Raw genomic sequence first — 24,593 nt, forward strand, 5'->3', positions numbered from 1 at the left:
CCGTCTGGCCATGACGATGGACCCGGACACCCTGCGCGGGCGGTTCGCCGCCCTGACCACCGCCCACGTCGCCGACGCCTGCCTGCGGGCCGGCGCACTGGTGCGCTGCGCCCCGGCGGACGTCCGTGCCGTGCTGCCCGGCGCTCGGAGCGCCGGGCGGGTGCTGCCGGCCCGGCACGCCGGCAGCGTGGACATCTTCCTCGAGGCGATCGACCGGGCCGCACCCGGCGACGTGCTGGTGGTGGACAACGGCGGGCGTACCGACGAGGCGTGCGTCGGCGACCTGGTGGTGCTGGAGGCGCAGGCCGCCGGCCTGGCCGGCGTGGTGGTCTGGGGGCTGCACCGCGACACCGTGGACATCCGGGCGGTCGGGCTGCCGGTGTTCAGCCTGGGCGCGACGCCCACCGGGCCGCAGCGCCTTGACCCGCGCCCCGCCGAGGCGCTGACCGCGGCCCGGGTGGGGGCGTGGACGGTGGGTCCCGACGACGTCGCCCTGGCCGACGAGGACGGCGTGCTGTTCGTGCCGGCCGGCCGGGTGGGGGAGCTGTTCGACCTGGCGGAGTCGATCCGGGACACCGAGCGGCGGCAGGCCGACCGGATCCGCGCCGGCGAACCGCTGCGGGTCCAGGTCGGGTTCGGGGCGTACCTGGCCGCTCGGGCGCAGCACCCGACGTTGACCTTCCGGGAGCACCTGCGGGCCGTCGGCGGCGCGATCGAGGAGTAGGCCGCCGGGTGCGACGGCTCAGGCGTTCCGGGCGAACAGGGCCAGGCGCACCCGGTTCGGGCTGTTGGTCTTGGTCATCAGGCTGGTGATGTGGGTCTTCACCGTGGTGACGCCGATGTGCAGCCGCTCGGCGATCTCCGTGTTGGACAGTCCCTCCGCGACCAGGTCCAGCACGTCCTGCTCGCGGGCGGTGAGCCCGTCGACCGGCCGGGGCGTCTCGGCTCGGGCGTGCACCGCCCGTTGGACCAGGCGGCGCAGCACCTCCTGGCTGAACGGGCTGTCCCCGCCGGCGGCCCGGCGGATACCGTCGAGCAGGTCGGCGGGGGGCGCGTCCTTGAGCAGGAAGCCGCAGGCACCCGCGGTCAGCGCCGGGTAGAGGTGGTCGTCGTCGCCGAACGTGGTGAGCACCAGCACCCGGGTGGCGGGGCGGTCGGCGAGGATGCGGCTGGTCGCGGTGATCCCGTCGACGCCGGGCATCCGCAGGTCCATCACCACCACGTCGGGCCGCAGCCGTGCGGCGAGGGAGATCGCCTCCCGTCCGTTGTCGGCCTCGCCGACCACCTCGAGGTCGGGCTGGGCGTCGCAGAGCATGCGCAGCCCTGCGCGGATGAGATGCTGGTCGTCGACCAGCAGGACGCGGATCATGCCGGCTCCGTCGCGGTCGTCGCGGCGCGTTGGCCGGGTGCTGGTGAGGGGGGTACCTCCGCGGCGACCGTCGCCGGCAGGACCGCGCGGACCCGCCAGCCCGCGCCGGTCGGCCCGGCCTCCAGCGCGCCGCCGAGCACCTCGACCCGCTCACGCATGCCGGTGATGCCGTGGCCGCCGCCGGACGGCACCGCCGTCGGCACCCACCCGCGTCCGTTGTCCGAGACCTCCCAGTGGACAGCCCCGTCGACCACGGACACCGCCAGCCTCGCCAGGGCGGACGTGCCGGCGTGCTTGGCCACGTTGGTCAGCGCCTCCTGCGTCAGCCGCAGCACCGCCATGCCGCGTACCGCGTCGAGCGAACCGACCGCCGCGTCCACATCGGCCTCCACCGTCACGCCGGCCTGCCGGGCCCGGTCCACCGCCGCGTCCAGCGCCGCCGGCAGCGCGGACGGCTCGATCGCGGTCAGCGCCGCGTCCCCGCGTACCCCGTCGGGGTCGCGCAGGACCGCGACCAGTCGGCGCAGGTCCGTCAGGGCCGCGGTGCCGGTGGCGTGCACGTCGTCGAACACCTCACCCACCCGGGGGTCCAGGTCCGTCAGGACGTGTCGCGCCACGCCGACGCGCAGCACCATCGACGCGACGTGGTGCGCGACCACGTCGTGCAGCTCGCGGGCGATGGCGCCGCGCTCGTCGGCGCGCGCGGCGCGGCTGTCCGACTCGCGTCGGCGCTGCTCGGCCGCGGCCCGCTCCGCGGCCTGCCGAGCCAGCTCGCGGGTGGTCCGGATGACCAGGCCGAGCAGCAGCGGCAGGCCGACCTCCACGGTGAGCCCGAAGACCCCGGAGGCGAACCGGCGGGGCGGGTCGCCGATCGAGTCGGTCAGGTTGACCGCCGCCAGCAACCCCGCGGCCAGCCAGACGGTCCGGGGCCGCCGGGCCCACACGGTCAGCTCCAGCAGCGCGTAGCCGGCGCCCACCTGGTTGATCGTCGTGTCATCGACGAGTTGGACGGCGACCGCCAGCAGCACGGCCTGTCCCAGCAGGTTGGCCACCGGGCGGCGGTGCAGCGTGAGGGCCACGGCGAACGCCGTCACGGCGAGGACCCACTGGGCGGCCGACGGCGGCCGTCCGTCCGGGTGCCCGAAGACCAGGTAGCCCACGCCGCTCAGGTCGAGCAGGAGCATCCGCGCGAGCGTGTCCCGCGCGTCGAACAACCGCCCCGTCCAGCCCACGACGTCAGCCTAGGGGTTGCGGCGCGGCGGCAGCGGCCGCCACCGGCGCCCACCGGCCGCGCGCTGCGAGGTGGACGGCCAGGCCGACCGGTCCGAGGAGGACGGTCAGCAGCAGCACCGGTGCCATGACCAGCGCCGGAACCTCCCGCGCCCGGCCGTCCAGCCACATCCAGCGCCCGACGAACAGGTCGAACCCGACCATGTGCGCCCAGGCCGCCGCCGCGCCGTCCGGCGTGCCGAGCAGCTCGCGGACGCCGTCGAGGGTCGGCGAGGTCACCGCCGGCAGCACCGCGCCGAGCGCCGGTAGCACCAGGATCGCGTAGATCGCCAGGACCGGGGCCACGATCACCGGCGAGCCGATGATCCGGGCGGTCACCGACCAGCGCGGCGCGAGAATCATCAGGGCCCAGAACGGCGCGGCCACCGCGAACGTCAGGCCGAACAGGGTGGCGGTCATGCCGCCAGCACCAGTTCCGGCCGGCGCCGGCGGGCCAGCACCAGGCCGGCGGCGGTCACCGCGCCGACCAGCAGGGCCGCCGCCACGACAAGGGTGAGCGCGTCGGGTCGCAGCAGCGGCTGCCCCCGCAACGCCTGCCAGGTGAACAGCACGGTGAGCGCGCCGTACGCGGCACCCGCGACGACCAGCAGCCGCACCCGGGTCGTCTCGTCCAGCCGGGTGCCCCACCGGCTCAGCAGGATCGCCAGGATCGGCAGCGCCTGCAGGGCGTGCAGCCCCACGAAGTGCCCGATGCGCAGGTCCCCGCCGGTGGTGCTCCAGCCCACCAGCGGCAGCCCGGGTCCACCGTCCGGCACGCCGACGCTGTGTGCCCCGGCGACCCCGTCGAGCCCCGTGTCCGCGCCGGCCACCATCGGTATCGCCGCCATCATGCCGAGCAGCGTCAGGCCGAGCCCCAGGCCGACCGCGTACCGGCCGGGGCGGTCGGCGACCCGCTGGCGCAGCACCACGACGCCGATGACGAGGTGCGCGACGAACAGCACCATGATCGCCATACCCATCGTCCGCCACAGGGCGGCGTTCAGCGGGGTCGTCTCGTTGAAGTGGCTGGTCGTACCCCGCAGCACCTGCTCCACGATGATCACCATCTCGATCACCCCCGTCGCGACCACGACGGTGCCGGCCCGTTCGGCGGCCCGGCTGCGCCGGGGCAGCAGCGAGAGCATCCAGGCCAGGGTGGTGCCGTACAGCACGAACGAGATGGAGAACTTCAGCGGCTTGAGCCAGATCGGCGCGCCGGTGAGGACGCGGGGGTCGGTCAGGACACCGACGGCGGAGACGGCGGTGAGCACCGCCATCGCGGCGACGAAGAGCATCAGGGGGCGGTGCCAGTGGGCCGCCCGGCGCAGTACCGAGGTAGTCATGCCTGCAGATGTTCGTGACCCGCCGCCCCGAATGCGCCCGACCAGGGGCCCCGGTTGCGGCCCGGGGTCGGACCGCCGTTCTCCTACCCTGGGAGGAGACGACGGCGGTGCGCCCCGCTCACCAGGGCAGCGGCCGACCCGGCTCGACCCGGGTCAGGCCGCGCCGAACCGGGCCGCGAACGCCGCGTACGTGGGGCCGTCGGTCCGGTCCAGGACCGCGAAGGTGACCTGGTCGAACCAGCCCTCCCCGTCGGCGGCGAGCCGGCGGGCGGCCGACAGGGTGCTCTCGCCCGTTACCTCGATCCGGGGCGGTCGCCCGCCCGCAGGGCACCCAGTGCTTCGTCGGGCCGGTGCAGGCGGGTGCCGGCGACCGCGGCCCGGACCGGCTCGGCCAGGTGGACGGTTCCGCCCCGGTCGTTGACGTACCAGCCGGCGTCGAGGATGCCCAGGGTGTCGCGGGCGATCGCCCGCAGCCGCGTACTCATGATCCATCGATTGTGCGGCGGCGGGCCGGCACCGGACGACCGGTTATCCGGCGGGCAGGTGCTGCACGAGCTGGACCGGGTTGCCGTCGGGGTCGGCCGTCCAGGCGATGAGCAGCCGGTCCAGCCAGACGTGCGGGCCCTTGAGGGCAGGTGCCCCCTCGGCGGTCAGCTTCTCGTACGCGGCGACGGTGTCGTCGGTCCAGAGGATGACCGCCGCCCGCTGCCCGGTCGGCACCGGGTCCAGGCCGTGGTCGTCCCGGGTCGACGCCACCGACGCGACGCCGATCCGGTAGCCGTCCAGCACCAGGTCGACGTGGATCGGATCACCCTCGGTGGGCACCCGGAAGGTCTCGGTGAAGCCGAGCCCGGCGTAGAACGCCGCCGCCCGGGTCACGTCCTCGCTGAACAGGATCACCTGCGGGGTACGGAAGATCGACACACCCGGACCGTACCCGGTCAGTCCGGCAGGCGGGGCATCTCCAGGCCCGGGTCGCGGCCGAGCAGGACCGCCCGCGTCACCGCGGTCGAGCCGAACCGGTCCCGGACCGCGTCGACGGCGGCGTCCAGCTCCACACCCGGGTCCCGGGTGAACGGCAACGTCAACTGCACGTGCCCGTCGTCCAGGTTGCCCACCGACACCCCGACCAGGGTCACGCCCCGGGCCTCGATCTCCGGCAGGGCCGCCCGCAGCAGCGCCCGCGCCGCGTCCCGCAGCGGCCCGGTCTGCGCCGTCGGCCTGCCGAGGGTGTGCGCGCGGGTGGCCCGGGTGTAGTCGCCGAAGCGCAGCCGCAGCGTCACGGTGCGGCCGGCGCGGCGGGCCGCGCGCATCCGTCGGGTCACCCGGTCGACCAGCCCGGCCAGCACGGCGTCCAGCTCGGCGGGGGAGTGCGGCCCGCCGCCGAGGGCGTGCTGGGCGCCCATCGAGGACCGCCGCCGCCCGACCTGCACCGCGCGGGGATCCCGGTTGTGCGCGAGGGCGTGCAGATGCCGGCCGGCGCCGGGTCCCAGCAGTGACACCAGGGTGGGCTCGTCGAGCCGGGCCACCTGTCCCACCGTCCGGATGCCCCGCTCCCGCAGCTTCGCGGCGGTCACCGGACCGACGCCCCACAGCCGTTCCACCGGCAGCGGGTGCAGGAACGCCAGCTCCCGCTCCGGCGCGACGACCAGCAGGCCGTCCGGCTTGGCCACCCCGCTGGCGACCTTGGCCAGGAACTTCGTCCGGGCCACGCCCACGGTGATCGGCAGGCCGACGTGCTCGCGTACCCGGCGGCGCAGCGCCGCCGCGATGTCGGCGGGCGGGCCCACCAGGCGGCGCAGCCCACCCACGTCGAGGAACGCCTCGTCGATGGAGAGCCCCTCGACCAGCGGGGTGGTACGCCGGAAGATCTCGAACACCGCCCGGCTCGCCGCCGTGTACGCGGCCATCCGTGGCGGCACCACCACCGCGTCGGGGCAGAGCCGGCGCGCCAGCCGACCGCCCATCGCGCTGCGTACCCCGCGCGCCTTCGCCTCGTAGCTGGCGGCGAGGACCACGCCGCCACCGACGATCACCGGCCGGCCACGCAGCCGGGGATCGTCGCGCTGCTCGACCGAGGCGTAGAACGCGTCCAGGTCGGCGTGCAGGATCGTCGCGTCGCTCGACACGACGCACATCTTCGCACAGGTGTTCGACAGATGGGCGCTGACCTGCGAGCCCGCCGGCCCGAACGGCGTTCAGCGGCGGGCGTCGGTCACGGCAGCGCGAGCACCGCCACGTGCCCCAGATGGTCCGACGCCCACCGCCCGTCGGGGGTCTGCCGCTCGTTGCCGAAGACCTCGCTGCTCACCGGAACGACCGCACCCCGGAACATGACCATGTCGATCCGGTGCTCGACGTCGCCGGCCGGCTGGTCGAGGTCGTCGCCGAGACCGGAGGTGTAACCGGGGTCGCCCGGGTGCAGAATCGGCCAGCTGTCGGTCATCCCGCCGGCCACCAGCGCGAAATAGGCGAGCCGGTTGTTCGGATCCGGCAGCTCGGGCCCGGTGTTGAGGTCCCCGACCAGGATCACCCGGCCATCGATGAGCAGCGGCCCCTGCAACAGCTCCTGCGCCTGCTGCACCCGGACGCCGGGGTGGAACGCCTCCAGATGGGTGTTCACGAACCGGTACGTCCGGGCGCCCTGCGCCACGTCCACCGCCGTCCAACCCCGGGTGCTGGTGGCACTGCCGCCGACCGGCGGCAGCGGAGTGACCAGGTTGTGCACGAAGTTCCCCGACGCCGTCCCGGTCACCTTCACCCGGCCACCGTGCCGCACCAGGATCACGTCACGCATGGTGAGCCGGGCGTCCACGAAGTGCGGCGCGCCCGCCGGGGCCTCCAGATCGGCCTCGGTCTGCACCACCGCCACGTCGTAGGGGTGGCCGGCGGCGGCCAGCTCGGACATCAGCAGCGCCAGGTAGTCGTAGCGGACCGTGGTGGCCGGCGCCGGATCGCCGATCGGCCCGGTACGCCACAGCGCCACCTCCTGCAGGCCGACCAGATCGGGTTTCCGCTCCCGGATCTCCGCGGCGAACAGCTTCGCCCGGGCGGGGAAGTCCATCAGGTCGACGTGGCTGAGCAGGGCCGCGTTGGCGGCCAGGAACGCCGGCAGGGTCGGCGCGGTCATCGACGGGGTCAGGTCACCGCCCAGGTAGAGGTTGCGGGTCAGTACCGTGACCTTGGGGCCGGCCTCCGCCTGCGCGACCGACGGGAGGAGCCCGAGGCAGGTTGCCACGAGGGCGGCGACGCTGACCAGCCGGGTCAGTCGGAAACGTGCTCTGCCGTTCATGGGCCCGGGTCCTCTCTCCGGCGGATGATCCGCGTCGGGTGGTGCCAAGCCTGCGTACGGTAGCGCCACGATGACCATCGTGGACACCGCCGTTCGGGCGGTTCTGCACACCTCCGAGCTGCGGGGCGTCCCGGGCGATCCGCTTCCCGGCCGGACCCGGGGCAGGACACGCCGCGCCCGATCCGTCCCGCCGGCTGCCCGTCGGTCAGCCCCGCACGGAGAGGACGATCTTGCCGCCGACGCCGCCTGCTTCGAGGCGGCGGTGCGCCTCCGCGGCCTCGGCGAGCGGCCAGACGTGCCGCACGTCCGGCCGCAGGCCGGCGTCGACCGCCGCGGACAACCGGTCCAGCACCTCACGACCGGGACGCAGCAGCACGCCGTGGATGCTGATGTTGCGGTCCACCGCCTCGTTGAGGTCTCCCTCGAGATCGACGATCGTCGCGGCGCAACCGCCCTCGACGACGTACGGCAGCGAGGGCGCCAGCTGGCCACCCACGAGATCGACCACCCCGTCGACGCCGCGTCCGAGCTCGGCTGCCGCCGCGGCGGGCACCGGTTCGCCGGCCCGGTCGAGCCACAACTCGACCCCGAGGCCGATCAGGCGCCGCCGATCGGCGGGCCGGCTCGCCGCAGCGACTCGAATGCCGCGAGCGACGGCCAGCTGCACGAGCAGGTGCCCGACCCCGCCCGCCGCGCCGTGCACCAGGAGCCAGCCGCCGCGGGACAACGCCAGCCGGTCGAGTGTCTGCAGGGCGGTCGCCCCGGCCAGCGGCAGCGCGGCCGCCTCGATCGCGCTCAGCGCGGAGGGACGGCGGGCGAGGAAGCGGTGCGGCACAGTGACCTGCTCCGCGTACGCCCCCCAACGGGTGCCGCGGACCGGCAGCAGCCCCCACACCCGATCGCCGACGCGCAGATCGGTGCCGTCGGTCTCGATCGAGGTGACGTCGCCGGCGAACTCGTAGCCCACCACGTACGGCGGCTCCACTCCGGCCCAGGACGGATCGGCCCGGTTACCGGCGTCAACGGGGTCCACACCCGCCGCCGCGACCGCGACCACGGCGCATCCGCCCGAGCCGTCGCTCACCCCGAGATCGCGGACGCGCAACGAATCGGACGGACCTGGCGAGTCGACCACCACAGCACGCATCGGCCGAGTCTGTCACGGGCCCGTTTCCCGTTCGGCGTGTTGATCATCACGGTGGCGGATCAACCCGACCACCCCGCCGTCAGGGCACCGTGACGGCGAGCTTGCCCAGGGCGCCGCTGAAGTCGGCGAGCGCCTGGGGCACCTCGGCCAGGTCGTACCGCCGGCTGACCGGCACCCGCACCCGACCGGCCAGCACGTCGGCGGTGAGCCGGTCGAGCGTCTCCGGGGTCGGGCTGGCCATGATCGAGGTGGCCGCCGGGTGCTGGTGCGGGCCGAAGCCGATGGTGGACGCCAGCCGCCCGTCCGGGCCGAGCAGCCCGGCGAGCTCTGCCCCGTCGCCGGCCAGGTGCACCACCGCGGACACTCCGTCCGGGGCCACCGCCCGGACCTGGGCGGCCAGGTCGCCGGTGTGGTCCACCACCTCGGTGGCGCCCAGTTCCCGGACGAAGTCGGCGGCCGCGCCCGGGCGGGCGGTGGCGACGACCCGGGCGCCGGCCGCCCGGGCGTACTGCACGGCGAGCGAACCGACGCCGCCGGTCGCGCCCGAGATCAGCACGGTGTCCCCGGGGCCGGGGGCGACGGCGGCCAGCGCGTCGACCGCGGTGGTGCCGGCCAGCCCGAGCGCGCCCGCCGTCGACAGGTCGACCCCCTCGGGCACCCGGCTGATCCCGTACCCATCGCCGGTCGTCAGGTACTCGGCCCACGCGCCGTCGCCCAGGTACGACCGCATGACCACCCCGTACACCGGATCGCCGACGCGGAACGGGCTGGTGACGCCCCCGATCGCCTCGACCTCGCCGGCGAAGTCCTTGCCGAGCACGACCGGGAACCGGTACTCCATCCCGCCCCGCATCAACCCGGCTGCCGCCTTCCGGTCAAAGCCGTTGATCGAGGTCGCCCGCACCCGGACGAGCACCTCGCCCGGGCCCGGGCTGGGCCGGGCCAGGTCGCCGCGCAGGGCCGGCGCCGCGCCCTCCGCGTCCAGCGTGATCGCCCGCACGGGCTCGTCCCCTCTCTCGCCGTGACAGCCGGGCGTCAGACGCCGCGGGCGCGGGGCCGGCCGGCGGACCGGCGCAGCGAGCTGGGCGCGTTGACGCCCGCCTCGTCGCTCACGCTCACCCCGAGCCGCTCCACCAGCTCACCGCCGAGCCAGCCGGTCACCCCGACCAGGACGATGCCGGCGAAGCTGCAGATCAGGGCCAGCGCGCTCGGGTCCCAGTTGTCGGCGGCCAGGCGCAGCAGCCAGCTCACCGCGAACAGCACCAGCACCACCACATTGCCCACGCCGTGCACCGCGCCGACCCGCTTGGCCCGCGTCCCGGCCGGGATGGCACTCCAGTCGATCAGGCCGAACAATCCCGCGACCAGACCGCCGATGATGCCCGCGCCCATCGTGTACGCGGCGGAGATCTGGAACCCCGTCCGATCGGTGATCAGATACAGGATGTCGAAGATCACCGAGGTGGCCAGCAGGCCCAACGGGAACACGATCAGAAGCGGATGGATCCCGTGACCCATCGCCTTCGCGCGACTTTCCATACCGGTCCCTCCTGTCTGCGATCCCAGGCCGGGGCCGGGTTCCCCGCCGGGACCGGAGTACACCTGCCGCTCAGGCGATCGCCTGCCGCGGGGCCCGCCGGACCACCACCAGCCGGTCGCCACGCGTGCGCACGGAGGCCCGCCCGCCGCGCCGGCGCCGGACCGTCAGGTCGACGGTGGCCCGGCCCACTCGTACGCCCTCCAGCCGCAGGTCCGGCAGCCACTCGGGCAGGTGCGGGTCGACGAAGATCGTGCGCAGCGGCGCCGCCGGCCGCAGCGCCAGCAGCGCCTGGACCAGGGCGACGACCGCGCTGGCCGACCAGGCCTGCGGGGAACACGAGTTCGGGTAAACCCCCGGGTGCGGATGTCCCGGGTCGCGGGGGAGCCCGCTGAGCACTTCGGGCAACCGGTGCTCGTCGAACAGCGCCGCCGCGGCGAACATCCCCTCCGCCAGCCGGTGCAGGTGCGCCCAGCAGCCGTACCTGGCCAGCCCCAGGCCGATGGTGCCGGCCTCCACCGGCCAGACACTCCCCCGGTGGTAGCTGAACGGGTTGTACGCCGGGTGCTCGGCTGAGAGCGTACGCACCCCCCAGCCGCTGAACATGTCCGGCGCGAGCAGCCGGTCGGCCACCCGCGCGGCGGACCGGGCCGGCACGATTCCGGTGGTCAGCAGGTGCCCGTCGTTGGAGTTGGTCGACCTGACCGGCCGCTTGTCCGGTCCGAGCGCCATCGCGTAGCAGCCCCGGTCGGGCAGCCAGTACGCCCGGTGGAAGCGGCGGCGCAGCGCCCGGGCCCGGGCCAGCAGGGCCGCGCCGCGGGCCGGGTGGCCGGTCAGGGTGAACACCGCGGCGGCGTGCCGCAGGGCGGCGTACCAGTACGCCTGCAGCTCGCTGGTGGCGATCGGGTTGGGAACCACCCGCCCGTCCTCGTCCACGATCGCCGTGTCGGAGTCCTTCCAGCCCTGGTTCTTCAACCCGGCCCGGGACCGGCAGTGGTACTCGAGGAAGCCGTCGCCGTCGGGGTCGCCGTACCGTTCGATCCAGCGCAGCGCCCGCCCGGCCGTGGGCAGCAGCTCCCGTACCGTGTCCAGGTCGCCGGTCCAGGCCAGGTACTGCCCGAGGTAGACCAGGAAGTCCGGCGCGGTCGACCAGTCGCCGTAGTAGGCGTCGAACGGGTTGAGTCCGAGCACGGAGACCGGCCCTTGCCGCGCCTCGTGCAGCGGTTTGCCCGGTTCCTCGTCGCGCCAGTCGTCCAGCCGCCGGCCGAGGTGCGCGGCGTTGAGCCGCAGGCTGTCGGCCAGCATGGTCGGCCCGGCCAGCAGCGCCTGCCAGGACGCGGTCATCGTGTCCCGGCCGAAGATCTCCTGGTAGACGGGCAGGCCCGCGATCGGCGCCGTGGGGCCGGCCGGCTCGCCGAGCGGCAGCACCGCCAGGTCGTCCACGGCGCACCGCCACGCCGCCGTCACGTCGAAATTGCTGCTGCTCAACCTGGCCAGCTCCCCGGCCAGCCGGGCCCGGCCCCGCGCCGCGCCGTCGTCGGGTTCGGCGAACGTCGCCGGGGGAGCGGCCAGGCGCGTCCCGTCGAAGACCGGTTCGACCAGCAGCTCCACCCGGGCCTCGCCGCGCGGCGGCACCGCCAGGTCGAGGTGGAACGCGTCGTCCTCGTACGCCACGGGGGCGTCGGCCCGGATCCGGACCGCGACCGCCCGGTCCAGGCCGTCGCGCAGGTAGGTCAGGCGCAGTTCCCCGGCGGCCGGGTCCCAGCCGGCGCCGACGTCGCCGACCTGCAGCCGGCGGCCCGTCTCCGCCTCGCTAGTGTCGGCGAAGTCCGCCGCGACGCGGATCTCCAGCCGGAACCGCAGCGGTCGTGCGGCGTAGCTGAGCACGGTGAGCCGGGTGCGCAGCCCGGGTCCGACGAACCGTTCGGTCCGCAGGTACGCGGCCCGCGCCGGCAGTTCCTCCCCGTCGCCCAGTTCGGCGTAGGAGAGCTGGGCGTGCCCCTGCACGTTCCCGGTGGCGAAGGGGACCGGCTCGCGGCCGTCGACGGTGATCCGTTCCCGGCTGAGCACCCGGGTGTTGTGGGCGAAGAAGCCCTGCGGGTCGGTGCCGCCGATCCGGCCGCGTACGTCGGTGACCAGGGTGCTCCACCCGCTCGCGACGTAGCGCAGGTCGGGTCGGACGCGCAGGTTGCGGACCGTGGTCATCGGGCCGCCGGTACCCGTTCGCAGGCCCGGTACACCCGTTGCGGGTCAGGGCATGGTGCGGGCCCGGTCGCGGACGATCAGCTCCACCGCGAGGGCGATGGCCACCGCCTCCACGGCGAGCAGGGTCAGCAGGATCAGCAGCTGGGTGGCCCCGGCGCGGATCGGGCCGGCCCCGCCGAGCAGCACACCGACGAACGCTCCCGGCAGGGTCACCAGCCCGACCGTGCGGGTCTGGTCCAGGGCCGGGACGAGGGCCTGCCCGGCGGCCGGCCGGCAGATCTCCAGCGCGGCGTCGCGGGGGAGCAGCCCCAGCGCCAGGCCCGCCTCGTACTCGCCGTGCCGGGTGCGCAGCTCGTCGAGGGTGCGCCGGCCGGCGAGGCTGGTCGCGGTCATCGCCCCGCCGATGAGGATGCCCGCCGTCGGTAGTACGACGAGGGGCGTCGCCGGCAACGCCCGGCTGGCCAGCAGTACGCCCAGGCTCGGCGCCACCCCGGCGGCGATGGCCAGCGGGGCGACCCGACGCGGCCCGGTCGGGCCGATCCGGCGGTTCGCGGTGACGCTGGCCACGACGTACATGAGCAGGACGAACAGTGCCGTGCTCCACCACGCGCGCAGCACCGCCACGATGATCAGGGAGACGGCGCCGAGCTGGACGGTGGCCCGGGCCGCCGCGGTCAGGATCGTCCGGCCCGGCCCGAGCCCGCTGAACCGGAGCACCGCCGCGCCGGCGAGGGTGAGCGCGGTGAGGGCGGCGACCAGCGTCGGGCCGATCGGTACCGTGCCGCCGCTCACCCGGTGATCATATTGCGGTGGGCCGGCCGGCGGACAGGTTCCGCCGGCCGGCCGCTCACGCAGGGATCACTTGGCGTAGACCTCGAACTCCCAGAGCGAGAAGCCGTACGAGGTGGCCCGCTTGACCCCGTACATCCGCACGTAGCGGGCGGTGACCGGGGCGAAGGTCACGTTGTCCACGCCGCCGTTGCCGACGGTGGTGCTGAACGCGGTCTGCCAGCTGCTGCCGTCGTTGGAGACCTCGATCCGGTACGCGCTGCCGTACGCGGCCTCCCAGCGCAGCACGACCCGCTTGACCGTCCGGGCGGAGCCGAGGTCGACCCGGATCCACTGGTTGTCGTTGTAACTGCTGCCCCACCGGCTGCTCAGGCTGCCGTCGACCGCCTTGTTCGGGGTGTGGCTGGTGAGGAACTGGGTGCTGGACGCGGTCGCGGCCCGGCCCTGGGCCAGGTTGGTGACGTCGTCGCCCCGGCGTGCCGGGAAGGAGACGACCTGCTGGTACGTGGGCCGGTTCTGCCAGGCGATCAGCGGGTGGGTGATGCCGCCGAGCCCGGACTGGGCGATGGTGTCGGCGCACCACTGGTCGCCGGCCCCGCAGTGTGAGTCGCCGGGGTAGACCGTGGTGGCCGGCGCCGCGGCCGCCTGGCCGAGGGCGTTCAGCAGCGCCTGCCGGCAGGCGGCGAGGTTGCCGTCGCCGCAGTACGTGCGGCCGAGGCCGCCGGCGACCGGGTCGCCGAGGACGGCGCGGATGTCCTTGTCGACGTAGCCCCACCAGCCGTACTGGAACGACGAGCCCTTGTGCGGCTGGCCCTGCAGCGCCCAGACGGCGGTGCCGTCCCGGCCGCCGTTCTGGCCGCCGGAGGGCGCCTCGTTGACCTCGATGGCGTCGACCAGGGCGCCGTAGAGGTCGGCGCCGAGGCCGGGCCGGAACTCCGCGGCGGCCAGCAGCGGCCACCAGGCGTCGAAGATCCGGATGGCGTCGGCGTGCTGGTAGACCTTGGACCCGGCGCTGGTCTCCACGCGGCGGGCGCCGGCCAGCTGCCAGGCCTGGAGTTTGCCCACCGCGTCGGCCAGGGTCGGGTCGGTGACCGGCTGGCTGGTGAGCACCCGCAGCAGGTTGCCGAGCACCTCCTGGCCGCGCAGGTCGGTGACGGCCGCGTCGGCCATGATCCGGACCACCGCGGCCCGGTCCAGCTTGCCCTGGGCGAGCGCGGCGCGCACCCGGCCGTCGAGCAGGTCAGCCCGGTGCACCGCGCCGAAGCTGAAGTTGCCGTCGGCGGCGCCGTAGTCCTTCGCCTGCTTGTTGTTCCAGCTGACGTAGTAGTCCTGGTTGACCGACTGCGGGTGGGCGCCGGCCGGCGTGTAGGTGGCGGTGTTGGTGTCCGGGTTCCAGCCCTGCCACTCGTACGCGGCCTCGGCCTTGGTGGGCAGGTTCGGGTCGGTGCCGGACGGGCGGACCGGGTTGGACCCGGAGTTGAAGTACGCCGCCTCGGTCGAGTTGACGTAGAACCAGTTGAACGCGTACCCGACGTCGGCCGCGGACTGCTGGAACGCCGCCGCCGAGCCCATCGCGGCCGGGTCGTTGTACGCCTGGAAGCCGATCGCCGAGTCGGCCTCGTGGCGGTACGTCGAACGCAGCTTGGTGAACGCGGTCGGCTGCCCGTTCACCAGGCCCCGGTGGGTGACGAGGCCGTACCGGGTGCGCAGCGCGCGCAGGGTGTACGAGCCGGACGGGGTGGAGTCGGCCAGGGTGGGCGACCAGGAGTTGGTGTGTTCGAGGACCTCCATCGCCAGGCACTGGCCGTGGTAGAGGTAGCGGGTCGACTGGACGGTCGGGGCGCTGCCGTCGGTGGTGCACAGCGGCACCGCGTAGGTGTCGGTGAGGTCCTGGCTGGCGGAGGTGGCGCTCCAGGCGTAGTCCTGGCCGCGGCCGAGCAGCACGTAGAGGTTGAGACCGGCGAAGGCGGCGCCCCGGGCGCTGATGCCGGGGCCCTGCAGCTCCTGGAGCATGAGCAGCTGCGGCGCGAAGTAGCCGGTCTGCGGGCCGAACACGGCGACCGGGTTGCCGCTGGTGGTGTGCTGGCCCGAGATCACCACGGCGTTGGACATGCCGTGCGCCTTCAGCCCGGCGAGCCCGCTGAGCAGGCTGGTGGTGGCGTCGCTGCCGCTGCCGCTGCTGCTGAGCGTCGCGGTGCCGGCGGAGCCGGTCCGGTTGTAGACCAGCGGCTCGGTGGTGACGGTGCCGGCGTCGGGCAGGGCCACGCTGGGCGCGTTGGCGGGGGCGGCCCCGTACGGGAAGCTCTGTCCGTCGTGCAGGGTCAGCACGGTCACCGGGTCGTTCTGCTGCCGGAACGCCTGCCACACCTGGTCGCCGACGGTGGTGCCGTACTTGGCGCGGGCGGCGATGCGGACCAGCGCGGACTGGATCTCACCGCCGCCACCTCCGCCGAAGAGCCCGCCGACGACGCCGGCGGTGGCGATGAGGTCGGTCATCGTGAAGTGTTTCGGGCTGCCGTTGCCGGTGAGGTTGTACTCGCCGGGGCAGTTGTCGGCGGCGACGCACTGGTCGATGTAGGCGTTGACGCCAGCGATGTAGTCGGTGACGTCGGTGTGAAGCTGCTGGCCGCGGGTGCCCTTCTGGCGCAGCGCGTCGACCTGGGCCTGCAGGTCGGCCTCGGTGTACGGGGAGTTGGCCCAGACGCTCTGCTCGAGGTCCCGGTTGCCGGGCGCGCCGCCCGCGAACGGGGTGAGGGTGCCGCGTCCGACGTGGCGGAGCAGGTCCATCACCCAGAGCCGGTCCTGCGCGCCGGCGAAGCCGGCCCCGTACATGGTGCCGGAGCGGGTGGTGCCGGTGATGTGCGGTACGCCGGTGGCGGAGTCGCGCACGATGGTCACGTCGGAGCGGGGTTGGATCCGGCTCTCCACCTGCGCGTCGGGCACCCCGAACGAGGCGTCGTTGTAGAACCGGGCGATCTGTTCGTCGGTGAGTCCGGCGTAGTTGTAGACCAGGTTGGCGTACTCGTCGAGCTGGTCGCTGGAGTGGGCCGGGCGGGTGCCGAAGATCTGGTGGGCCAGGATCGCGGTGAGGGTGGCGTTGCCGTTCTCGCCGGGGGGCAGGATGTCGGCGCACTGACCGAGGCAGTAGTCGTTGGGGGTGAAGGTGGTGGCGGCGAGTGCCGGTGACGGTGGGACGACCGTCAGAGCGCTCGCCGCCGCGGTGAGGGTCGCGGCCAGGACCGCGAGCCGGATGCGGGTGGTGGGACGGGGCATGGCGGATCCTCCGGGAGTGCGGAGTGGGGCCGGTGGTACGCCCGGCTGCCGCTGTGCCGACGTCTCGCCCTCCGCGCCCGGGCGTCACACCCGGAGGTGAGAATGGCTCATATCTACCTCCGGGTAATGATTGATGGAGTTCCATGCCTTGGCATAGACGCCGTTCACCAGGCGCGAATGCCGACGTTTCGCCCCGGTCAGGACTGCGGCTGGCTGATGTTGACCAGCCAGCCGATGCCGAACCGGTCGACGCACTGCCCGAACTCGTCGCCCCACATCTGCTTCTCCAGCGGCACCGAGACGACGCCGCTCTCGGAGAGCCGGTCCCACCAGCCGCGCAGATCGTCGGCGTCATCGCCGCTCAGGCTCACCGTGATGTTGTTGCCAACGACGAGGTCCATCCCCGGCGGCGTGTCGGAGCCCATCAGCGTGAAGCCGCGAGCGGTCTCCAGTTGCGAGTGCATGACCTGGTCGGCCAGGGCCGGGTCCGGGTTGCCGAAGTCGCCGAAGGTGCTGATGGTCAGGGTGCCGCCGAACACCTCGCGGTAGAACTCCATCGCCTGCCGCGCCTCGCCGCGGAAGCTCAGGTACGGGTTGAGTCTCGAGCCCACGTTGCCTCCTCAGGTCCGCGGACGGGCGCTCGCCCGTCCCGGATGGACAACGAGGCGCGGGCCCCGTGGGCGCGGTGGGGACGGCGCCGTTGCCGCCCCCACCGCTCTCCCCGCGGTACGCCGATCAGTCCAGCTGGAACGACTGGCGCACCACACCCCCCACCAGGGCGCACCAGGTGGTGGTGCTGACCTTGCCGTTGGCGTCCAGGCCGTGCAGTTCCTGCAGGTCCTTGAGGGCCTTCTTGGTCACCCAGTCGTACTCGCCGGTGACCGCGACGTCGGCGTAACCCTTGTAGTTGAGCATGAACTGCACCGCGCTCACCGGGATGCCGGTCGCGTCCTTGTCCAGCTCCGGCGCGAGGGTCTCCCAGGTCGGCGCGGTGACGGTGGCGTCGATGTCGACCGGGATGCCGTTGCGCGCCTGCCAGTCCTTCACCGCGGCGACGGTGGCGGCGTCGAAGACGCCGGTGATCGGGACGGTGTAGCCGCGGAAGGTGAGCAGGTACTGCGCCACCTGCACCACCGGCCCGCCGACGAAGCGCCAGATGTCCGGCCAGCGGCGGGCCGGCACGTCGGCCAGGTCGGTGCCGAGCTTGGCGAAGACCCGGCGGCGCAGGGCGGGGAACTCGCGGTAGAACATCGCGCCCGGGCACTGCGTGGCGCGGAAGTCCCAGTGGCCGAAGATGTCGTGCGCGTGCAGGCCGTACTGCCGGCAGACGGTGGTGCAGAGCTTGACCAGGCCGGCGAGCAGCTCCTCCGGTGGGGTCTCGGTGACGTAGGTGCCCTCGTTCTCGATGCCGATGGCCCGGCCGTTCTCGCCCGGGCAGTGCGCGGCGATCATCTGGCGGTCGCCGGCCTGCAGCCGCTCCAGGCTGCCGTGCCGGCCCTCCAGCACGTGGCCGCCCCGGCTGACGGTGAAGTGCTGCCCGGTGTCCGACCAGTGGTTCACGTCCAGGTGCAGGTCCTGGCAGTCCCGGGCGAGCTGCTTGGCGTGCTCCTCGGAGTAGTCGGTGCTGTTCGGGAACGCCATGTGATGCAGGATGATCTTGTTGCTGGGAATGGCGCTGGTCGACAGCGGATAGGCGGGTGGGCGGGCGCCCCACTCGTCGCAGCTGATGATCCAGTCCAGGTCCGCGCCGGCGTCGGCCTGCGCGGCGGCGGGGAGGGCCAGCTCGCTCCCGACGACCGCGACCGCGGCGGCGCCGAGGCCGGCCCGCAGCAGGGTACGGCGGTCCAGCTCGGGGTGGTCGAAATGCATGTCATCTCCTCTGTGGCCGTTCAGGGCGGCCCACGGCGGCACGCGGGAACGGGCGGCGGCCCGTCCGGGCGGGTCTGAAAAGGAGCTCCAAGAACCGCGCGTGGTGTGGAGGATATTGCCAAGAGGGGCCGAGCGCCAGAGCCTGAACCGGATCGATGCGCGGCATCCGGGGCGACGCCCGGTCGACGGGTCCGCAGTGGCCGTTCCGTCGGACGCCGCCGGGCGCTAGCGTGCGGGACATGCCGACGCTCCCAATGAACGGCATCGACGTCTACTACGAGAGCCACGGGGCGGGCGCCGCGCTCCTGCTGATCAACGGCCTCGGCGCGGACTTCAGCCTGCTGGCCCCGCTCACCGGCGAGCTGGCCCGGCACCGCCGGGTCGTCGTCTTCGACAACCGGGGCGCCGGGCGCACCGGCAAGCCGGACCAGCCGTACTCCGTCGAGCTGATGGCCCGGGACACGGTCGGGCTGATGGATGCCCTGGGCATCGCGCGGGCGGACCTGCTCGGCATCTCCATGGGTGGCCGGATCGCCCTGGAGCTAGCCCTGACCCACCCCGACCGCGTCCGCCGCCTCGTCCTGGTCAGCACCTCCGCGGCGGGCCGGGGAAAGGTGCACATGTCACTGCCGATGCGCCTGCTGTGGCTGCTCCATTGGCTTCCCGGGAGGCACGGCCGGTACCCGCAACCCGGGTACGCACACCGCCGCCAGCGCGACGCCGCCGTCCGCTACGACGCCACGGCGCGGCTCGACCGGATCCACGCCCCGACGCTGATCCTGCACGGTCGACGCGACCGGTCGCTGCCCCTGTCGATGGCCGAGCAGCTGCACGCCGGCATCGCCGGATCGCAGCTGGCGGTCTTCCGGGGCGGGCACATGTTCGCCTTCCTGAGCCAGCGGCCGGCCTTCCTCGCGCGGGTCGAGGAGTTCCTGACCGACCGACCCGTGCGGGGCTCGGGGGCGACGCCGGACGACTCCGACCCGGTAGGCACGTGATCTGCGTCCGACCTGCGGGACGACCGGGGTCGGCCGGCGGTGCGGCGTGGCACCCTTGAGCGGTGCAGAGCCCGAGCCTGACCGGTGTGTTCGTGGTGCTCGCCGTGCTCGGCCTCAGCAGTGCCCTCGGCTGGTGGTGGCGCCGCCGCGACGGCCGGCTCCGCGTGGTGGCCGCGTCCCCCGGCGCGGCCCTCCCGGCCGCGCTGGCCGGGGTCGGCGTACCGGCCGGCGTGGTCACCCTGGTGCAGTTCTCCGCCCCGGTCTGCGCGCCCTGCCGGGCCACCCGCCGGCTTCTGGAGGAGGTACGGGAGAGCGCGCCCGGCGTTTACCTGGTCGAGGTGGACGTCGAGGAGCGGCTGGACGTGGCCCGGGCCCTGGACGTCTGGCAGACCCCTACCGTGCTGGTGGTCGACGCGGCCGGGCACGTGGTCCGGCGGGCCTCCGGCGTGCCGGCGCCCGACGACCTCCGCGCGGCACTCGCCCCGCTGCTCGCCGGAGCGCGGCGGTGATCGGGGTGGCGTTGACCCGGCGTCGGGTCGTGGACCACGGGTGGCTCGCGGCGAGCCTCTGTGCGTCGGTCCGTCCCGCCTGACCGACCGACTCTCGCCCGAACGGAACCCCGCATGCTGCTCGACCCTCGTGGGCCGCGGTTCGCCGCCGTCCTCACCACCGTCGTCCTCGCCATCGCCCTGATCACCGGGTCGGGGCTGCTCGTCCTCGTCCAGGCCGTGGTCTTCGCGGTCACCGCCACCAAGCCCCGCCTCGGCCCGTACGGCCTGCTCTACCGCTTGCTGGTGGCGCCCCGGCTGAGGCCGCCCGCCGAGCTGGAGCCGGCCGCCCCGGTGCGCTTCGCCCAGCTCGTCGGCCTGGTCTTCGCCGGGCTGGGAGCGGCCGGCTGGCTGGCCGGCGTACCGGCGCTCGGGTTGGCCGCCACCGCCGCCGCGCTCGCCGCCGCCTTCCTCAACGCCGCCTTCGATCTCTGCCTCGGCTGCGTGAGCTACCTGGCGCTGCGCCGGCTGGCCGGCCGTCCCCTGGCCGCCCGGGTCCCCGCCCCGATGCGCTGACCCCCGGTGGGGCCGCCCGGTCCGTGCCTGGCGGCCCGGCAGCCGTGGGCGCCTTCGCATAGTCGGGGTAGCGCTCCGTCGCCGGGGCGTCCTCGGTGCGGAGCGAGCGGCGGTCCAGCTCGGAAGCAGTTGGAAACGTTTTCGTAACGAGGCCTTGACCCGGCCGTCGGGTGGGGCGCAGACTCCCGGAAACGTTTACAGCAAGGAGCTGGAGGTGCGGGCGTGGGTCGTAAACGTTTACAGGAGTCGGCCGAGGGTCGACCCACCGTCCACACCGTCGCCGCCCGGGCCGGAGTCTCCATCGCGTCCGCCTCGCGCGTGCTCAACGGCGTCGGCGGCAGCCCGGAGACCATCCGCAAGGTCCGCGAGGCGGCGGCCGAGGTCGGGTACGTGCCCAACGCCATCGCCCGCTCGCTCCAGTCCCAGCGCACCGGCCTGATCGCCCTCGCCGTCGAGGACATCGGCAACCCGGTCTACGTCGAGATGATGCGGGCCATCGAGTCGGTGGTCGCCGCCTCCGGCCGGCAGTTGCTGGTGCACGCCACCGGCGGACAGATCGCCAACGAGACCGCCCTGCTGCGCCGGCTCGCCCACCGGTACGTCGACGGGATGATCGTCTCCCCGATCCGGGTCACCGACGACCACCTCGCCGCGCTGGTCGACAGCCCGGTGCCGGTGGTGGTGGTCGGTCAGCTCGGCGCGGACGCGCCGGTCGACAACGTCCGCACCGACTCACGTACCGGTGTGGGGCTGGCCGTCGGACACCTGGTCGCGGCGGGACGGCGGCGGATCGGGTTCGTCAACGGCCCGCTCGACACCGTCCCGGGTGCGGCCCGCGACGCCGGCTTCCGGGCCGCCCTGGCCGCGCACGGCATCGCCCTCGACGAGCACCTGATCGAGGTCGGCGACTTCCAGTACGCGGCCGGCCGCGCCGCCGCCGAGCGGCTGCTCGCCCGGGCCCGACCCGACGCGCTGGTCTGCGCCAACGACCTGATCGCCGTCGGCGCGCTGCACGCCCTGCTCGCCGCCGGCCACCGGGTCCCCGACGACGTCGCGGTGGTCGGCATGGACGACACCGAGCTGGCCCGGATGATGTTCCCGCAGCTCTCCAGCGTCTCCCTCGGCTCGGCAGAGCGCGGTCGGCGCGCCGCCGAGCTGCTGCTGCAGCGCATCGCCGACCCCGGCCTGCCGCCCCGCCGCGAGCAGGTCGCGCCCAGCCTCGTCGTCCGCGCCTCCAGCGCCGCCGTGCCCGACACCGCGCCGCGGTCCGTGCCCGCGGCCGGCGTGACCGGACCGGACCTGCCCGCGCCGCGTACCCCGGAGGTGACGGCATGACCACCGTGGCCGAACGCCCCGACGTCGCCCACGGCCAGCGGCCCCGCGCGGCCCGCTCCCGCTCCGACCGGCTCGGCATCTACCTGTTGCTGCTGCCGTCGCTGCTGCCGATCGTGGTGCTGTCGGTCTTCCCGCTGCTGCGCGGCATGTACCTGGGCTTCACCGACGCCCGCGCCGGCCGGCACGTCGAGATCAGCTTCACCGGACTGGCCAACTATCGGGAGCTGCTCGGGGACGAGCTGTTCTGGAACTCGTTCAAGATCGGCCTGCTCTGGGCGGTCGGGGTGACCGTGCTGCAGTTCGTGCTCGCCCTGGGCCTGGCCCTGCTGCTCTACCAGCAGCTGCGCTTCCGGGGCATCGCCCGGGTCCTCGCCGTGGTGCCGTGGGCGATGCCCCCGGTGGTGGTGGGGATTCTCTGGAAACTCGTCTACCACCCCGACGCCGGCCTGCTGAACGAGTTCTTCCACCGGCTCGGCGCGGACGCGCTGCGCACCAACTGGCTCGGCGACTTCAGCACCGCCCTGCCCGCGGTGATCATCGTGGGCGTCTGGGCCGGCATGCCGCAGACCACCGTCGTGCTCCTCGCCGGGCTGCAGGGCGTCCCGCGCGACCTGCACGAGGCGGCCGCAGTCGACGGCGCCAGCACCTGGCACCGGTTCCGCAACGTCACGCTGCCCGCCATCGCGCCGGTCGTCGTGGCGATCACCTCGCTGGACTTCATCTGGAACTTCAACTCGTTCGGCCTGGTCTACGTCCTCACCGCCGGCGGGCCGGGCGGCAAGACCATGCTGCCGATGCTCTTCGCCTACGAGGAGGCGTTCCGCTACGGCAACTACGGCTACGCCGCCGCGCTCGGCAACGTGATGGTCGTGATCATCGTCGCGCTGCTCGCCGTCTACCTGCGTCGCCGGCTGAGGGAGGCCAACTGATGTTCGGCAAGCCGAGCCGCACCGTGCGGAGCCTGCAGTACCTCGCCCTGACCGGTTACCTGATCTTCCTCGGGTTCCCGCTGGTGTGGCTGCTGTCCACCGCGTTCAAGCCGCCCCGTGAACTGGTGCAGCTGCACCCCACGCTGATCCCCGCCCACCCGACGGTGCAGAACTTCGTGCAGGCCTTCACCGAGCAGGAACTGGGCCGGGCCGCGCTGAACAGCCTCCAGGTGTCGCTCGCCTCCGCGGTGCTCACCGTGCTGGTCGCGTTGCCCGCCTCGTACGCCCTGGCACGCTTCCGGACGAAGCTCGGCACCGCCGCGCTCGGCTGGGTGCTGCTGTCGCAGCTGTTCCCGTTCGTCCTGCTGATCATCCCGATCTTCCTGGTGCTGCGCGAGGTCGGGCTGGCCAACTCCCACGCCGGGCTGGTCCTCATCTACGTGGTGTGGGCGCTGCCCTTCGCGCTGTGGATGCTGCAGGGCTTCGTCCGCAACATCCCCCGCGAGTTGGAGGAGGCGGCCAGCGTCGACGGCGCCACCCGGCTCCAGGTCCTGCGCCGGGTGGTCTTCCCGCTGCTCGCGCCGGGCATCGTGGCCACCGCGCTGTTCTCGTTCATCTCCGCCTGGAACGAGTTCTTCTTCGCGCTGGTCCTGCTCAAGACCCCCGAACTGGCCACCCTGCCGGTGACCCTGGCCCGCTTCGTCGGCATCGAGGGCACCGCCCGGCTCGGCCCCCTCGCGGCCGGATCCCTGCTGGCCACCCTGCCCAGCCTGATCTTCTTCGCGTTCATGCAACGCCGGCTCTCGTCCGGGTCGCTCGCCGGCGCGGTCAAGGGCTGAACCACACCCCCAACCCACCACCAAGGAGGAATCCCCCATGCTCCGTAGCAGATTCCGTCGACTCGCCGCGGCCGCCGCGGTCGCGGTCGTCGGCCTCGGCGCCCTCACCGCGTGCGGTGGCGGTGGCGGCGAGGACGAGAACTCGTCCGGCCCGGTCAAGCTGCGTTTCCTCAGCCTCGCCTGGCAGAAGGAGTCGCTGCAGGCCAACAAGGACCTGGTCGCGAAGTGGAACAGCGAGCACCCGGACATCCAGGTCGAGTACGTCCAGGGCGACTGGAACTCCGTCCACGACCAGCTGCTCACCTCCTTCGAGGGCGGCGACGCGCCGGACATCGTCCACTACGAGGCCGCGGCCATCGGCGAGTTCAGCAAGCAGGGCTACCTGGCCGACGTCTCCAAGCTGCTCGGTGACGACTTCAAGGGCCAGATCGACCAGGGCGTCTGGGACACCGTCACCTTCGACGGCAAGGTCACCGGCATCCCGTTCCTGCTGGAGTCGCAGGTCGTCATCGCCAACAAGAAGCTGCTCGACGCCGCCGGCGTCGCCGTCCCGCCCGCCGACGGCGGCTGGACCTGGGACGAGTTCCAGGCCAACGCGCAGAAGCTCACCAAGACCGGCCAGTACGGCGTGGCCTGGGCGCTCAAGTCGCCCACCAACCGGGTGATGAACCTGGCGTTGAACTACGACGGCAAGTTCTTCTACACCGACGGCGGCAAGACCGAGGTGAAGGTCGGCGACGCCGAGAAGGAGGTGCCGAAGCGGATGCACGACATGCTCTACACCGCGAAGTCCGCGTCCCCGGAGGCCCTGGGCATGAGCGGCGCGGACACCCTGCCCGGCTTTTTCGGCGGCAAGTACGCCATGCTCCCCGGCTCGGTCTCGCTGCGCCAGCAGATGGTCGAGCAGGCCCCCGCCGGCTTCGAGTGGGTGACCCTCCCGCCGGTCAAGGGCCTGTCCAGCAAGCAGGCGGCCAACCCGCAGACCCTGTCCATCTCCGAGGACAGCAAGCACAAGAAGCAGGCCGCGCAGTTCCTCCAGTGGTTCCTGAACCCCACCAACATGGCCGCGCTGGCCAAGGGTGACTGGCTGGTGCCCACCGGCAAGCAGGCCAATCAGGAACTGGTCAAGGCCACCGGGGGCAAGGACGGCTGGGATGTCGCCGCGGACAGCGCCGCCGACCTGACCGTCGCCCCGTTCCAGAAGGTCGACGCCTACCCGGAGTGGAAGACCAAGTACGCCACCCCGGCGCTCCAGCAGTACTTCGCCAACAAGATCACCCTGGACCAGCTCGGCACGCAGCTGGTCGACGGGGGCAAGCAGGTTCTGAGGTAACC

Annotated in this window: 24 protein-coding genes; 8 read left to right on the top strand and 16 right to left on the bottom strand. The window is 73.5% G+C overall.

The genetic code is table 11. From position 1 onward, the window contains the following. Positions 1 to 10 precede the first annotated feature (10 nt). A complete protein-coding gene (locus ACL02O_RS06065; RefSeq protein ID WP_412816958.1) occupies positions 11 to 724 on the top strand; it encodes an RraA family protein in 714 nt (237 codons plus the stop codon). Positions 725 to 742: 18 nt separating this feature from the next. Here the strand turns inward: ACL02O_RS06065 and ACL02O_RS06070 are convergent, their stop codons facing one another. From ACL02O_RS06070 to ACL02O_RS06145, 16 genes are all read right to left on the bottom strand, one after another. Next, positions 743 to 1,369 carry a response regulator gene (locus ACL02O_RS06070; protein WP_412816959.1) on the bottom strand — a complete coding sequence of 209 codons (627 nt, stop codon included), beginning with the start codon at positions 1,367 to 1,369 and terminating at the stop codon, positions 743 to 745. Continuing rightward, the gene (locus tag ACL02O_RS06075; protein ID WP_412816960.1) at positions 1,366 to 2,601 is read right to left on the bottom strand and encodes a sensor histidine kinase; all 1,236 of its coding nucleotides are present in this window, start codon (positions 2,599 to 2,601) and stop codon (positions 1,366 to 1,368) included. The genes ACL02O_RS06070 and ACL02O_RS06075 overlap by 4 nt, the downstream gene beginning before the upstream one ends. A 4-nt stretch (positions 2,602 to 2,605) precedes the next feature. Further along, a complete protein-coding gene (locus tag ACL02O_RS06080; protein WP_412816961.1) occupies positions 2,606 to 3,058 on the bottom strand; it encodes an ABA4-like family protein in 453 nt (150 codons plus the stop codon). After that, the gene (locus tag ACL02O_RS06085; protein ID WP_412816962.1) at positions 3,055 to 3,981 is read right to left on the bottom strand and encodes a hypothetical protein; all 927 of its coding nucleotides are present in this window, start codon (positions 3,979 to 3,981) and stop codon (positions 3,055 to 3,057) included. The genes ACL02O_RS06080 and ACL02O_RS06085 overlap by 4 nt, the downstream gene beginning before the upstream one ends. 293 nt (positions 3,982 to 4,274) lie before the next feature. Then, positions 4,275 to 4,466: a TIGR02452 family protein gene (locus ACL02O_RS06090; RefSeq protein WP_412816963.1), complete on the bottom strand. Its 192-nt coding sequence runs from the start codon at positions 4,464 to 4,466 to the stop codon at positions 4,275 to 4,277. 43 nt (positions 4,467 to 4,509) lie between these two features. After that, entirely contained in the window at positions 4,510 to 4,905 is a 396-nt protein-coding gene (locus ACL02O_RS06095) for a VOC family protein (RefSeq protein ID WP_412816964.1), read from the bottom strand. A gap of 17 nt (positions 4,906 to 4,922) precedes the next feature. Further along, positions 4,923 to 6,110: a DNA polymerase IV gene (gene dinB / locus ACL02O_RS06100; RefSeq protein WP_412816965.1), complete on the bottom strand. Its 1,188-nt coding sequence runs from the start codon at positions 6,108 to 6,110 to the stop codon at positions 4,923 to 4,925. An 86-nt stretch (positions 6,111 to 6,196) separates the two neighbouring features. Then, positions 6,197 to 7,273 (bottom strand): endonuclease/exonuclease/phosphatase family protein, encoded by a 1,077-nt coding sequence (locus tag ACL02O_RS06105; protein WP_412816966.1) that lies wholly within the window; start codon positions 7,271 to 7,273, stop codon positions 6,197 to 6,199. Positions 7,274 to 7,478: 205 nt separating this feature from the next. Beyond that, a complete protein-coding gene (locus ACL02O_RS06110; RefSeq protein ID WP_412816967.1) occupies positions 7,479 to 8,420 on the bottom strand; it encodes an NADP-dependent oxidoreductase in 942 nt (313 codons plus the stop codon). 79 nt (positions 8,421 to 8,499) lie between these two features. After that, positions 8,500 to 9,420: an NADP-dependent oxidoreductase gene (locus ACL02O_RS06115; protein ID WP_412816968.1), complete on the bottom strand. Its 921-nt coding sequence runs from the start codon at positions 9,418 to 9,420 to the stop codon at positions 8,500 to 8,502. A gap of 35 nt (positions 9,421 to 9,455) precedes the next feature. Continuing rightward, complete coding sequence (locus tag ACL02O_RS06120) at positions 9,456 to 9,959, bottom strand: DUF2231 domain-containing protein (RefSeq protein WP_412816969.1); 504 nt, start codon at positions 9,957 to 9,959, stop codon at positions 9,456 to 9,458. 70 nt (positions 9,960 to 10,029) lie between these two features. Then, positions 10,030 to 12,162 carry an amylo-alpha-1,6-glucosidase gene (locus ACL02O_RS06125; protein ID WP_412816970.1) on the bottom strand — a complete coding sequence of 711 codons (2,133 nt, stop codon included), beginning with the start codon at positions 12,160 to 12,162 and terminating at the stop codon, positions 10,030 to 10,032. 45 nt (positions 12,163 to 12,207) lie between these two features. Next, positions 12,208 to 12,954 carry an ABC transporter permease gene (locus ACL02O_RS06130; protein ID WP_412816971.1) on the bottom strand — a complete coding sequence of 249 codons (747 nt, stop codon included), beginning with the start codon at positions 12,952 to 12,954 and terminating at the stop codon, positions 12,208 to 12,210. 66 nt (positions 12,955 to 13,020) lie between these two features. Then, positions 13,021 to 16,224: a penicillin acylase family protein gene (locus ACL02O_RS06135; RefSeq protein WP_412816972.1), complete on the bottom strand. Its 3,204-nt coding sequence runs from the start codon at positions 16,222 to 16,224 to the stop codon at positions 13,021 to 13,023. A gap of 197 nt (positions 16,225 to 16,421) precedes the next feature. Then, positions 16,422 to 16,835 carry a VOC family protein gene (locus ACL02O_RS06140; protein ID WP_412816973.1) on the bottom strand — a complete coding sequence of 138 codons (414 nt, stop codon included), beginning with the start codon at positions 16,833 to 16,835 and terminating at the stop codon, positions 16,422 to 16,424. A 124-nt stretch (positions 16,836 to 16,959) separates the two neighbouring features. Then, complete coding sequence (locus tag ACL02O_RS06145; RefSeq protein WP_412816974.1) at positions 16,960 to 18,093, bottom strand: peptidoglycan recognition protein family protein; 1,134 nt, start codon at positions 18,091 to 18,093, stop codon at positions 16,960 to 16,962. A gap of 239 nt (positions 18,094 to 18,332) precedes the next feature. Between ACL02O_RS06145 and ACL02O_RS06150 the strand changes: the two genes are divergently transcribed. The 7 genes from ACL02O_RS06150 to ACL02O_RS06180 all read left to right on the top strand — a co-directional run bounded on the left by ACL02O_RS06150 (position 18,333) and on the right by ACL02O_RS06180 (position 24,591). Further along, entirely contained in the window at positions 18,333 to 19,091 is a 759-nt protein-coding gene (locus tag ACL02O_RS06150) for an alpha/beta fold hydrolase (protein WP_412816975.1), read from the top strand. A gap of 62 nt (positions 19,092 to 19,153) precedes the next feature. Continuing rightward, positions 19,154 to 19,600 (top strand): thioredoxin family protein, encoded by a 447-nt coding sequence (locus tag ACL02O_RS06155; protein ID WP_412816976.1) that lies wholly within the window; start codon positions 19,154 to 19,156, stop codon positions 19,598 to 19,600. A 114-nt stretch (positions 19,601 to 19,714) separates the two neighbouring features. Beyond that, positions 19,715 to 20,155, top strand: a complete 441-nt coding sequence (locus tag ACL02O_RS06160; protein ID WP_412816977.1) for a DUF4395 domain-containing protein — start codon at positions 19,715 to 19,717, stop codon at positions 20,153 to 20,155. Positions 20,156 to 20,377: 222 nt separating this feature from the next. Next, positions 20,378 to 21,490 carry a LacI family DNA-binding transcriptional regulator gene (locus tag ACL02O_RS06165; RefSeq protein ID WP_412816978.1) on the top strand — a complete coding sequence of 371 codons (1,113 nt, stop codon included), beginning with the start codon at positions 20,378 to 20,380 and terminating at the stop codon, positions 21,488 to 21,490. Continuing rightward, positions 21,487 to 22,419, top strand: a complete 933-nt coding sequence (locus ACL02O_RS06170; protein WP_412816979.1) for a carbohydrate ABC transporter permease — start codon at positions 21,487 to 21,489, stop codon at positions 22,417 to 22,419. Before ACL02O_RS06165 ends, ACL02O_RS06170 begins: the two co-directional genes overlap by 4 nt. Continuing rightward, the gene (locus tag ACL02O_RS06175) at positions 22,419 to 23,258 is read left to right on the top strand and encodes a carbohydrate ABC transporter permease (RefSeq protein WP_412816980.1); all 840 of its coding nucleotides are present in this window, start codon (positions 22,419 to 22,421) and stop codon (positions 23,256 to 23,258) included. Before ACL02O_RS06170 ends, ACL02O_RS06175 begins: the two co-directional genes overlap by 1 nt. A 37-nt stretch (positions 23,259 to 23,295) precedes the next feature. Continuing rightward, positions 23,296 to 24,591: an ABC transporter substrate-binding protein gene (locus ACL02O_RS06180; protein WP_412816981.1), complete on the top strand. Its 1,296-nt coding sequence runs from the start codon at positions 23,296 to 23,298 to the stop codon at positions 24,589 to 24,591. Positions 24,592 to 24,593: the final 2 nt, after the last annotated feature.

It is taken from the genome of Micromonospora mangrovicola (genome assembly GCF_047200535.1).
In the GTDB taxonomy this organism is placed as follows: domain Bacteria; phylum Actinomycetota; class Actinomycetes; order Mycobacteriales; family Micromonosporaceae; genus Micromonospora.